Raw genomic sequence first — 12,364 nt, 5'->3', positions numbered from 1 at the left:
CCCGTCATTTAGATGGTGATAACCCCGGTGGCGAGACTCCACAGCGCCGCAATGGCCGCCAGCATCACGACGATAAAGACTGTCCGTTCCGCCGCGGTGAATAATTCCGCCTTCTGTTCACGTTTTGCGAGAATAAACAGCACGGTGCCGGGTCCGTAGATCACGGCGGACAACAGCAGATACTTTAATCCGCCGGCATAAATCATCAGCAACGCGTAAAAGGTAGCGATTGCCGCAAAAAGCAGGTCTTTTTTATGCCCCCGCCAATCGGTTTCATAGGTCTCGCCGGTCCAGGCCAGCTTTAAGGCGTAGGCGCCGACCAATAAATAAGGGATAAGCGTCAGCGAGCTGGTCAATTCAAGCGCCAGCTGAAAGGCATAATCACTAAACAACGTCAGGACCAGGAAAACCTGGATGGTGATATTGGTCAGCCATACGGCGGCGGAGGGGACCGCCCGGCTATTTTCCGTGGCGAATATCTTCGGCATGCTTTGGCTTTTGGCGGCGCAGAACAGCACTTCCGCCGCCAGCAGCGACCAGGAGAGATATGCGCCGAGCACCGAAATAATCAGCCCCGCGCTGATAAACACCGCACCCCAGCGGCCCACCACCGCTTCCAGCACGCCGGCCATGGACGGCTGGCGCAAGGCGGCCAGGTCCGGGCGCAGCAATACGCCGTAGGACAGCATGGTCACCAGGATCATCAGGCACAGCACGCCGATAAAACCCAGCACCGTGGCAATGCCGATATGGCTGCGCTGCCGGGCATAGCGGGAATAGACGCTGGCGCCCTCGATTCCTAAAAAGACAAATACCGTCACCAGCATGGTGCTCCGTACCTGGGAAAACAGCGATTCGGGCTGCGCCGCCGGCGCCATCGCCAGGGCGGCATGGCCGGCATAGCCGTAGTCGTTGAGGTGCGATACGTCGCCGCCGCGCGCCAAATCCGGGACGCCCCAGAAATTGGCGGCAAAAAAATCGCCTTTGAAGGCGAAAATCAAGACAATGACAAAACAGAATATCGGAATAACTTTGGCGAAGGTGGCGATGGTATTGATTGATGCGGCGCCTTTTACGCCACGCAACAACAGCACATGGAATGCCCAGAGAATAACCGAAGCCACCAGTACCGCCGGCACGGTATTGCCATTGCCGAATATCGGGAAAAAGGCGCCGAGCGTGGATTTTATTAAAACATAATAAGAAACGTTGCCTATACAGGTGCCCGCCCAGAATCCCAGGGCGGAGGCAAAACCTAAATAATCGCCGAATCCTTCCTTGGCATAAATAAATACCCCGGAATTGAGTTCAGGCTTGCGCTGGGCCAGCGTCTGGAAGACAAAAGCCAGCATCAGCATACCGCCGCCCGCGATACACCAGGCGATCAGGGCGCCGAAGCCGCCGGTGGCGCGACCGAAGGTGGCCGGCAGGGAAAATATACCGGCGCCGATCATCGACCCCACCACCAAAGCCGTAAGCGACCATAGAGACAATTTCGCGTCTGCTGAGTTTGTCATATATATTCTCAATGTCTTGCGGTAAATCATAAATTAACTCATTTTTTACGCAATGTATTGTGATCTTTTCGTGATTTTAGATTTTTGCAATATATCCATTCCATGCCTTTGGCGGCATGCCTGTCGCCATGATTTCTATATCCATAGAAACTAAATGATGAATTATTTTTAATACGAAAGTTAATTTTAGAAGGAAATCATATTAATTATATTTATTACATATTACCTAACAACATTAAAAAAACGCGGTGGAATATCCGCCGATATCATAGTTATTATTTCTCGCACCGCTGCGCCTTTAAATATGCCGCGAAGACCATTATGCCGTTTTTTATCATGCCGGGTCCGCTACGCGGCGGCATGGGCGCTTGACCGGGGCCGTGGTTTTTCTGTTTTCCACGCGAGGGGATTTGCCGGTATCATCCGGCGCGTTATCGTCGGACCAAACAGTTTTTTTTATTGATCGAAACGTCTTATCAATGGGTAACCGTTAAGCATCACCCATGGCCGTTTAGCCTTGCGCCTAAGGCCTGCCGCAGCGCCTGGGCCAATTGCGCCAGGCTAAACGGCTTGCGCAGCAGCGTGACGGCGTCGGGCAATCCGCAGCCGTCGCGGCGCATATCCTGACCGCTGATAAGCAGGGTAGCCAGCGCCGGATTCGCCCGGCGGGCCAGGCGAATAACATCGGCGCCGCTGTGCGCGCCGGGCAGCATTAAATCGCTAATCAGCAGGGCGATATCCGGCGTGCGCCCGAGCAGCATCAGGGCCTCGGCGCTGTCGCCGGTGGCGAGCGTCAGGTATCCCAACTGATGCAGCTGTTCGCGCAGGGTTTCGCGCACATCGTCCTGATCGTCAAGGATCAGCACCAGCAAGTCCTCGCGCGCCTCGGGAGCGGGTTCGGCCGGCGGCGCCGGGACCGGGGTCGCGGCCGGCGCGCGCGGCAGTTGCAGGCGCACCAGCGTGCCGGCGCCCGGTGACGATTCAATCTGCACCCGGCCGCCGGACTGGCGGATAAAGCCATAGACCATCGACAGCCCCAGGCCGCTGCCGCTGCCGACCGTTTTGGTGGTGAAAAAGGGCTCGAATACCTGCGATTGCACCTCGGCCGACATACCGCAGCCGCTGTCGGCGACCTCCAGCGTCACCATATCCTGCTTCCTGCCGCCGGCGCGCACCACCCGCTGGTTATAGGTACGGATAATAATTTCGCCGCCGCGTCCCTCCATGGCGTCGCGGGCGTTGACCACCAGGTTCATAATGGCGTTTTCCAACTGGTTGACATCGATCCAGGCAAACCAGCCGGGCAGTTGAGGCTCAAGCTTCAGCGCGAGGTTGACCGCAAGCGTTTGGCGCAGCAGTTCGCTCAGGTTATCCACCAGCCCGGCCAACTGCACCGCCTGGGGATGCAGCGCCTGTTTGCGGGAAAAGGCCAGCAGGCGCTGCGTCAGCTGGGCGCCGCGCCCGGCGGCTTTCAGGGCGCGATCGATGCGCTCGCCGTCGCGGCCGTCGCCGTTTGCGCACAGCTCAAGGCTGCCGATAATCACCGCCAGCAGGTTATTGAAGTCATGGGCCAGGCCGCCGGTCAGCTGTCCCACCGCCTTCATTTTCTGGCTATGGACCAGCGCCTGCTCCAGCGCCTTGCGCTCCGAGCGGTCCAAGACCACATTGACCATGCCGTGGCGCGGCACCGGGCTGAAACGCAGCTCGAGGATAGGGCCGTTTCCCAGGTGTATTTCCAGCGCGCGGGGTTGAAGCGCGCGCAGGTGGGCCGCCACCTCGCGCCAGTCGCGATAACCGGGCGCCTTTGCCTGGTTGCGGCCGAGGAACGCCAGCAATTCCCGGTAATGCTGGCCACGAAACAGCAGCGTTGCCGGCAGCCCCAGCAGCAGCGGGTATTGCGGGTTCCACACCACCAGGTGGCCGCGCCGATCGAACAGGGCAAACCCGTCGCGCATGGCCAGGAAGGTATTTTCCAGCTGGGTGCTTTTTTCTTTCAGCAGACGCGAGGTATGCTCCAAAGACGCGGTATTGCCGGCAAAGACGTTAAAGGCCCGCGCCAGATCGCCCAGTTCGTCGCGCCGGTGCAGTCCCGGCACGCTGACCTGGCGCTCGCCCCTGGCCAGACGGGACATGGCGTCGGCGATAACCGACAGGTTGGACCCCAGGTTGCGATAGATATACCAGCCGGCGAACAGGGTGATGACCAGCGACAGCAGGGCAAACAGGCCGATGAAATAGATGATTGACGCCAGTTCGTTATGCGTCTGGCGCATCCGCTCCCGCGACTCCCCCGCCACTTTTTGCACATACAGGTTGATATCGCCGTTCAGCATGCCGACCAGCGCCTTAATATGATAGGTGTAATAGGCGATGGCCAGATCGCTGCCGGACAGCTCGCGGCCCAGGGGGCCGAGACTGTGCTGGCTCAGCATAAATAACCGGATTTTATCGCCCAGCAGGGCGCTGGCGTCGCCGGCCGGCGGCCAGCCGGCCATCACCTGATCCAGTTGGATTAGCGCCGACCGGGGGCTGGTGGTGTGAATGGCGATATCCAGCAAGCGGTCGATTTCGCCCCTGAGGGCGACTGTCGGCGCCAACTGGTGTTCACGGGCCGCGATGGTATCAATCTGGCGCAGGTACATTTGGCACTGGTACAGCTCGCTCAGCAGCTGGTTGCGCTGCATATGCCGCTGATGGCCCAGCTCAAGCAGGCGGGTGACGCTGGCTTCCAGGGCGCCGCTGCGCCCGGTGATGCGCTCCACCAACGCCGGTTCGCTCCCGGCCAGCGGCGATTGCGCCAACCGGCGCAGGGAAGATTGCAGCGCCAGCTGCGTTTGCGCCAGTCGCATAGCCTCGCTCTGGTATTCCAGCGCGCCCACCACCTGGGACAGGCGGATGGCGGCAATGGCCACGTTGGCGGTATCGCGTCCCAGCTCCATGCTGCCGGTCATTTCACTGAGGGTACGGGCCTGCATTTGTTCCTGCAGGTTGCCGGCATGGCGGAACCCCACGATCGCCACCACGCTGACCATCAGCGTCACCGCCACCACCAGCAGGTTAAACATCAGCAGGCGGCCCCGGGCGCCTGCCAGGATCGGCCTTGGGGAGAACAACGACGTCATATCAGGGCTCCGCGACGGGCAGGGCGCCAGTATAAAACCCATGCCGTGGCTAATTATGACAAACATGAACGACCGCTGACATTTTGCATTTATCTGCGCCTGCTTTACTGCGCCTATGACGGCTTAACGAAGGCGCCAACCGGATGACAGCTACCCCGATTCTCGAAATGCGCGATATCGGCAAACGTTTCGGCCATTTCCATGCCCTGAAGTCGGTCAACCTCAAAGTCTGGCTGGGCGAAATCCATGCCTTGATGGGGGAAAACGGCGCGGGCAAAAGCACCTTGATGAAAATCCTGGCCGGCGCTTACACCGCCACCAGCGGCGAGATCGTCATCGACGGCGAGCCCAGGCCGATTAAAAGCCCGAAAGACGCCCTGGCGGCGGGCATTACGCTTATCTACCAGGAAATGAATCTGGCGCCCAACCTGACGGTGGCGGAAAACATCTTCCTCGGCAGTGAGCTGGCGCGCGGCGGCCTGGTGCAGCGCGGCAAAATGGTCCAGGAGGCCCAGCAGGTTATCGATCGCCTGGGCGCCCAGTTTCACGCCACCGACCTGGTCATGTCGCTGACCATCGCTGAACAGCAGCAGGTGGAAATCGGCCGCGCGCTGCACCGCAACAGCCGCATCCTGGTGATGGACGAACCCACCGCCGCGCTTTCGTCCCGCGAAACGCAGCGCCTGTTCGAGCTGATAAAACGGCTGCGCCAGGAAGGGATGGCCATTATCTATATCAGCCATCGCATGGCGGAAGTCTATGAGCTGTCCGATCGGGTCAGCGTGCTGCGCGACGGCCAGTATGTCGGCAGCCTGACGCGCGAGCAGCTTTCCGCCGCCGAGCTGGTGCGCATGATGGTCGGGCGGCCGCTAAGCGATCTGTTTAATAAGGACGTCCATATCCCGGTGGGCGATGTGCGCCTGGAGCTGCGGGACCTTACCGACGGCAAAAAGGTCAAGCCCGTCAGCCTGACGGTGCGTTCCGGCGAGATCGTCGCGCTGTCCGGACTGGTGGGCGCCGGCCGATCCGAGCTGGCGCAGCTGGTGTTCGGCGTCCATAAACCCACCGGCGGCGTCGTGCGTGTGGACGGCAATCCCGTCGCCATCCGCTCGCCGCGCGACGCCATTGCGCTGGGCATCGGCTTTTTGCCCGAGAACCGTAAGGAACAGGGGCTGTTCCTGGATATGGCCGCCCATGAAAATATCGTTATGCCGATCCTGGAGCGCGACGCGCGCTTCGGCCTGCTTAACCGGCGCAAGGGACTGTCGATTTCGTCCGAGGCCATCCGCGCGCTCAATATCCGCGTGCCCCACGCTCAGGTGCGCGCCGGCGGGCTGTCCGGCGGCAACCAGCAAAAGCTGCTGGTGTCGCGCTGGGTGGCGATCCATCCGCGCATCCTGATCCTTGACGAGCCGACGCGCGGGGTGGACGTGGGCGCCAAAAGCGAGATCTATCGCATGATGGGACAAATGGCGCAGCAGGGCGTAGCCATTTTAATGATCTCCAGCGAACTGCCTGAGGTGGTCGGGATGAGCGATCGCGTATACGTGATGTGTGAGGGCCGACTGGCAGGGGAGCTCAGCCGCGGCGAGATTTCGCAGGAAAATATCATGACGCTGGCCACCGGCGTCGCACTGACACCGACGTCCGTTTAAGGAGCCGCCATGGCCACCAATTCCGCTACCCCCGACGCCACGCCGGCCGCCGCCAAACGGCCCTGGCTGAACGACCTGATGCAAACTGTCGGCATCCTGCCGATACTGGTGCTGATCGTGGCGATTTTCGGCTTTGTCGCGCCCAATTTCTTCACCGACAGCAACCTGCTGAATATCGCCCGCCAGGCTTCCATAAACATCGTCCTGGCGGCCGGGATGACCTTTATTATCCTGACCGGCGGCATCGATCTGTCGGTGGGGTCAATGCTTGGCGCCACGGCGGTGGTGGCCATGGTGGTCTCGCTCAATCCGGCGCTGGCCTGGCTGTCGATTCCGCTGGCGCTGCTGGCGGGGCTGGGCATGGGGCTGTTCAACGGCATCCTGGTGGCCTACGCCGGCCTGCCGCCGTTTATCGTCACCCTCGGCACCTATACCGCGCTGCGCGGCGCCGCCTACCTGCTGGCGGACGGCACCACGGTGATCAATTCCTATATCAATTTCGAATGGATCGGCAATTCCTACCTGGGGCCGGTGCCCTGGCTGATTATCATTGCCCTGGCGGTGATTGCGGTGTGCTGGTTTATCCTCAGGCGCACCACCCTCGGCGTGCATATCTACGCGGTGGGCGGCAATATGCAGGCGGCGCGCCTGACCGGCATCCGGGTCAGCTTTGTGCTGCTGTTCGTCTATGCCGCCAGCGGCCTGCTTTCCGGCCTGGGCGGATTGATGAGCGCCTCCAGGCTCTACAGCGCCAACGGCAACCTGGGCATGGGGTATGAGCTGGACGCCATTGCCGCGGTGATCCTCGGCGGCACCAGCTTTGTCGGCGGCATCGGCACCATCACCGGCACGCTGGTGGGGGCGCTGATTATCGCCACGCTTAACAACGGCATGACGCTGATGGGCGTCTCCTATTTCTGGCAGCTGGTGATCAAAGGGGCGGTGATCATCATAGCGGTGCTGATTGACAAATACCGTACCCGACATCATCAGGCATAACCCATACCGGAGAGAAACCATGCGATTTAATCCTGTTTATACCGCGTTGCTGACGGCGGCCATGCTGACCGTCGCCCCCCTGGCGCAGGCCAAGGATCTGAAGGCCATCGGCGTAACGGTGGGCGATCTCGCCAACCCGTTTTTTGTCCAGATAACCAAAGGGGCGGAAATGAAAGCCCGGGAACTGGCCGGCGATAAAGTTAACGTGACGCTGGTGTCCAGCGGCTACGATCTGGGCCAGCAGGTGGGGCAAATCGATAATTTCATCGCCGCCAAGGTCGATATGATTATCCTGAACGCGGCGGATTCCAAAGGCATAGGTCCGGCGGTGAAACGCGCCCAGGCCGCGGGCATCGTGGTGGTGGCGGTCGATGTGGCGGCCGAGGGGGCCGACGCCACCATCACTTCCAACAATACGCAGGCCGGAGAACTGGCCTGCCAATACATTACCGATAAGCTGAAAGGCAAAGGCCAGGTGGTGATTGTTAACGGCCCGCCGGTGTCCGCGGTGCAAAACAGGGTGGAAGGCTGTATGAACGAGCTGAAAAAACACCCGGATATCAAACTGCTGTCCTATAACCAGAATGCCAAGGGCAGCCGCGAGGGAGGATTGGAAGTGATGACCTCGCTGCTGGCGGCCAACCCGCATATCGACGCGGTCTTCGCCATTAACGACCCGACGGCCATCGGCGCCGATCTGGCCGCCAAGCAGGCCCAGCGTAAAGAGTTCTTTATCGTCGGCGTCGACGGCTCGCCGGACGGCGAGGAAGCGCTGAAACGCGAAAACTCGCTGTTTGTCGCCACGCCGGCCCAGGATCCGCAGGTCATGGCCGCCAAGGCGGTGGAAATCGGTTATGACATTTTACAAGGCAAGCCGGCACCCAAGGACCCGGTGCTGATCCCGGTGAAAATGATCGATCGCAACAATGTCGGCAGCTACAAGGGCTGGACGGTGAAATAATCCACAGCGCCGGCGGGCCGGCGCGGTCGACTCCGCGCCGGCCCGCCATCATCCTCCTATGGGCGGCGAGGTATCGCGCCGCCCGCTCCCGATGACAGCGGAGGCGATATGAAACGCTCTCAGGTCAACAGTATCCTGCAGCAGACCCAGCAATTTTTTGCCCGCAACGGCATGCATCTGCCGCCGTTTGCCCGTTTTTCCCCCCCGGACTGGCTGGCCCTGGAGCGCCGGCACTGGCGCGAGGTGTTTGATCTGCGCCTGGGCTGGGATGTCACCGATTTCGGCGGCGATGATTTTAGCCATACCGGCCTGACGCTGTTCACCTTGCGCAACGGCTCCCCCGACGGCGCGCCTTATGCCAAAACCTATGCCGAAAAAGCCATCCATTGCCGGGAAGCGCAAATCACGCCGCTGCATTTTCATTGGCATAAGCGCGAGGATATCATCAACCGGGGCGGCGGCAACCTGATGGTGGAAATGTATAACAGCGACGAGGGGGAACAGCTCGCCGCCTCGAAAGTGACGGTCGTCATCGACGGTTGCCGGCAAACCCACGCCGCCGGCTCCCGGGTGCGGCTGGCGCCCGGGGAAAGCATTTGCCTCACGCCCGGTATTTACCACAGTTTCTGGGGGGAGGAGGGTTATGGCGATGTGCTGGTGGGCGAAGTCTCCATGACCAATGACGACCAGCATGATAACCGTTTCCTGCGGGGACAGGCGCGTTTTAGCCCGATAACCGAAGACGAGGCGCCGCGCTGGCTGCTATGCAACGACTACCCCCTCTTACCGGCCTGACGCGCTCAGGCGGTCTGGGCGATGGCGGTATCGGCGCGCACCACATCGGCCGCAAACACATATCCCAGCCGGCGGATGGTGCGGATAAGCGTCGGCTGGTGGGGATTGGATTCTATCTTACGGCGCAGCCGCATGATCAGCACGTCGACGGTGCGATCGAAGACGTCCAGGGTTTCGCTGTGGGTCAGTTCCAGCAGTTGATCGCGGGTGAGCACTTTACGGGCGTGCGCAATCAGCGCCAGCAGCAGGCTGTATTCGCCCTGCGTCAGGACCACCGGATCCCCGCCGGGATTAAACAGCGTGCAGCTGTCGCTGTCGAGCCGCCAGCCGTTAAACAGCCAGCCGTTGTGACGGCCGGCGGCCGGCGGCGCCATGGACGGCGAACCGCCGCGGCGCAGCACCGCCTTGATGCGCGCAATCACCACGCGCGGATGAAAGGGTTTGACGATATAATCATCGGCGCCCATTTCCAGACCGACGATGATATCGGATTCCGATCCCATGCCGGTGAGCATCACCACCGGCAAATGCGGCCGCAGGCGCTGGATCTGCTGCAATACCAGCAGGCCGTTGGTATCCGGCAGCATCAGGTCCAGCAGCACCAGCGCAATCTCCGGCGATTGCTCAAGCAGCGCCAGCGCCGACCGGCCCTGATGGCGGACGTGCACGGTAAATACATGCTCGCTGAGCATGTCGTTTAACAGTTCACAGATGGCGGGGTCGTCGTCCACGACAAGAATACTGGGTTTCATATGCCGTCTTCGCTGTGTTACGGGAATGATAATAGAGTGTACATTAAGCCAAATCGATAGCATGGTTCAGGATGTGGATGTGTGAGACGTCTCTCATGCCGCATCGGGGACGCGATGGCCGGCGGTGGATTAAATGGAGGAGGTGACAATGCGTATTGGCATAGATCTGGGCGGGACCAAAACAGAAGTGGTGGCGCTGGGCGAGGACGGACAGGCGATATATCGCCAGCGTATCCCCACGCCGCGCGACGATTATGACCAGACCCTACGCGCCATCGCCTCGCTGGTGGCCGGCGCCGAACAGGCCGCCGGCCGGCAGGGCAGCGTCGGCATCGGCATCCCGGGCACCCTGTCGCCGTATACCCAACGGGTGAAAAATGCCAATTCGGTCTGGCTCAACGGCCGGGAGATCGATAAGGATTTAACGGCGCTGCTGGGACGACCGGTACGCATCGCCAACGACGCCAATTGCCTGGCGGTATCCGAGGCCACCGACGGCGCGGCCGCCGGCGCCGCCACCGTGTTTGCGGTGATTATCGGCACCGGCTGCGGCGCGGGGCTTGCGATCAACGGCCGGGTTCATGCCGGCGGCAACGGCATCGCCGGAGAGTGGGGCCATAATCCCCTGCCCTGGCAGGACGGGGACGAACAGCGCCATGCCCGGGAAGTACCCTGCTACTGCGGCAAAACGGGCTGTATCGAGACCTTTGTGTCCGGCACCGGTTTTGCCGGCGACTACACCCGCCTGGGCGGGCCGCCGTCCACCGGCGCGGAGATTATGCAGCGGGCGGCGGCGGGGGACGCGCTGGCCGGCATGGCCGTCAGCCGCTATGAGCAGCGGCTGGCCAAGTCGCTGGCCCATGTGATCAATATCCTCGACCCCGACGTGGTGGTGCTGGGCGGCGGCATGAGCAACGTCGACCGCTTATACCGTACCCTGCCGGCGTTGATTAAAGGCTGGACGTTCGGCGGCGAGTGCGAAACGCCGGTGCGCAAGGCGGCCCACGGCGATTCCAGCGGGGTGCGCGGCGCCGCCTGGCTGTGGCCGGATTGATCCGCCCGTGCCGTTTTTAGCGATCCTTATCTATAATCAATTGCATGGCGAACTAATATCGCGATAGAGATGAGAGGATCATGGCTGAAAAATCGACGACATCAACCCCGTCCCCCGGGCAATCCGGCAGTTCGCTGTTCGGCAATATCCATACCGGCAACGAAAAGATTGATAAGGTGGCGTTACGTTCCGGCCGCCTGATCGGGAAAGTCAGCGCCTATCCGGCTGTGGCGCACGTGATCCGCGCCGTGGAGCGTTTTAACGACCGTATGGGCAGCCAGTTCGGCGCGGCGATCACCTATTTTTCCTTCCTGTCCCTGATACCCATTTTAATGGTGTCCTTCGCCGGGGTGGGGTTTTTCCTGGCGTCCAATCCGGATATCCTGACCAACCTGATTAACAAGATTGCCGACAGCATCAGCGACCGGACCCTGGCGGATACGCTGAAAACCACGGTCAAGACCGCCATCGCACAGCGTACCACGGTGGGTATTACCGGGCTGCTGATAGCGCTGTATTCCGGCCTGAACTGGATGGGCAACCTGCGCGAGGCCATCCGCGCCCAGCTGCGCGACGAATGGGAGCGCAATCCCCAGGATGAGGAAAAATTCTATCTTAAATACCTGCGCGATCTGATTTCGCTGATTGGACTTATCGTGGCGCTGATTGTCACCCTGTCCCTGACCTCCATCGCCGGCGCCGCCCAGGAAAGTATCGTCAAAGCCCTGGGGCTGGATACCGTTGAATGGCTGCGGCCGGTCATGACGGTGGTCACGCTGATAGTCTCGGTGCTGGCCAATTACCTGCTGTTTTTGTGGATCTACTGGGTCATCCCCCGCCATAAGCCGCACAGCAAAGCCATGTTCCGCGGGGCGCTCCTGGCGGCGGTGGGTTTTGAAATCATCAAAATTATCATGACCCTGACGCTGCCCAAGCTGGCCACCTCGCCTTCGGGGGCGGCGTTTGGCTCGGTGATCGGGCTGATGGCGTTTTTCTACTTTTTTGCCCGCCTGACATTGTTTTGCGCCGCCTGGATAGCCACGGCAAAATACCGCGACGACGACACCCCCACGCCGCCGGGGACGAAAGCGCCTCCCGCGGCGAATCGCGGCCGGGACAATACCGGCGCCGGCATATCTTACGGCGCGCCTGGAAAACCGCCGGCGGCCCGGCGCCTCTGCGCCGCCCAGGCGGCATCGGGACAGGACCGCCTATTGCCCTATCTAATGGTGCTTACCGCTGGTATAGCAGTGTATTATTTCAATAAAATGCGCTAAAGGCAGTTTATATTGCTGCTTTTAACAAAAATATAACCATAAACCAGCATATAACACTTACCCCGCCCTTTTATTTGCCCCCGGGGCAGGGTTAAACTCTGCCGGTTGGCGCTTATCACGGTGTTCTCTCTGCAAACAAGCGCCTGCGTCACATAATCTGCTTTTTGGCAGGCAAAGACGCCGGGTGGTCAAAAATACGCCATTGAAAATGCTTTTTTCTATGTCTAAGATG

General features: G+C 60.6%; 9 protein-coding genes. 6 read left to right on the top strand and 3 right to left on the bottom strand.

Annotated features, from left to right (window positions below):
- Nucleotides 1–8: 8 nt before the first annotated feature.
- Nucleotides 9–1,517, bottom strand: a complete 1,509-nt coding sequence (locus ACL2XG_RS17175; RefSeq protein ID WP_413721666.1) for an amino acid permease — start codon at nucleotides 1,515–1,517, stop codon at nucleotides 9–11.
- Nucleotides 1,518–2,014: 497 nt separating this feature from the next.
- On the bottom strand, nucleotides 2,015–4,630 hold the full coding sequence (locus ACL2XG_RS17170; protein ID WP_413723511.1) for an ATP-binding protein: 2,616 nt from the start codon (nucleotides 4,628–4,630) through the stop codon (nucleotides 2,015–2,017).
- Nucleotides 4,631–4,782: 152 nt separating this feature from the next.
- Between ACL2XG_RS17170 and ACL2XG_RS17165 the strand changes: the two genes are divergently transcribed.
- The 4 genes from ACL2XG_RS17165 to ACL2XG_RS17150 all read left to right on the top strand — a co-directional run bounded on the left by ACL2XG_RS17165 (nucleotide 4,783) and on the right by ACL2XG_RS17150 (nucleotide 9,049).
- Nucleotides 4,783–6,294 (top strand): sugar ABC transporter ATP-binding protein, encoded by a 1,512-nt coding sequence (locus tag ACL2XG_RS17165; protein ID WP_413721667.1) that lies wholly within the window; start codon nucleotides 4,783–4,785, stop codon nucleotides 6,292–6,294.
- 9 nt (nucleotides 6,295–6,303) lie between these two features.
- Entirely contained in the window at nucleotides 6,304–7,293 is a 990-nt protein-coding gene (locus ACL2XG_RS17160) for an ABC transporter permease subunit (RefSeq protein WP_410013036.1), read from the top strand.
- Between the two features lie 19 nt (nucleotides 7,294–7,312).
- Nucleotides 7,313–8,254, top strand: a complete 942-nt coding sequence (locus tag ACL2XG_RS17155) for an ABC transporter substrate-binding protein (RefSeq protein WP_413721668.1) — start codon at nucleotides 7,313–7,315, stop codon at nucleotides 8,252–8,254.
- Between the two features lie 108 nt (nucleotides 8,255–8,362).
- Nucleotides 8,363–9,049 (top strand): D-lyxose/D-mannose family sugar isomerase, encoded by a 687-nt coding sequence (locus ACL2XG_RS17150; RefSeq protein ID WP_410013034.1) that lies wholly within the window; start codon nucleotides 8,363–8,365, stop codon nucleotides 9,047–9,049.
- 5 nt (nucleotides 9,050–9,054) lie between these two features.
- On the opposite strand, the gene ACL2XG_RS17145 is transcribed toward ACL2XG_RS17150, so the two are convergent.
- A complete protein-coding gene (locus ACL2XG_RS17145; protein WP_410013033.1) occupies nucleotides 9,055–9,801 on the bottom strand; it encodes a response regulator in 747 nt (248 codons plus the stop codon).
- Between the two features lie 148 nt (nucleotides 9,802–9,949).
- On the opposite strand from ACL2XG_RS17145, the gene mak reads away from it, so the two are divergent.
- On the top strand, nucleotides 9,950–10,855 hold the full coding sequence (gene mak, locus ACL2XG_RS17140) for a fructokinase (protein ID WP_410013032.1): 906 nt from the start codon (nucleotides 9,950–9,952) through the stop codon (nucleotides 10,853–10,855).
- A gap of 80 nt (nucleotides 10,856–10,935) precedes the next feature.
- Complete coding sequence (yhjD, locus tag ACL2XG_RS17135) at nucleotides 10,936–12,132, top strand: inner membrane protein YhjD (protein WP_413721669.1); 1,197 nt, start codon at nucleotides 10,936–10,938, stop codon at nucleotides 12,130–12,132.
- Nucleotides 12,133–12,364: the final 232 nt, after the last annotated feature.

Source organism: Sodalis sp. RH24, from assembly GCF_047324145.1.
Taxonomy (GTDB): domain Bacteria; phylum Pseudomonadota; class Gammaproteobacteria; order Enterobacterales; family Enterobacteriaceae; genus Acerihabitans.
The sequence above is the reverse complement of the archived record's forward strand: the minus strand, read 5'-3'. Positions and strand labels throughout refer to the sequence as shown.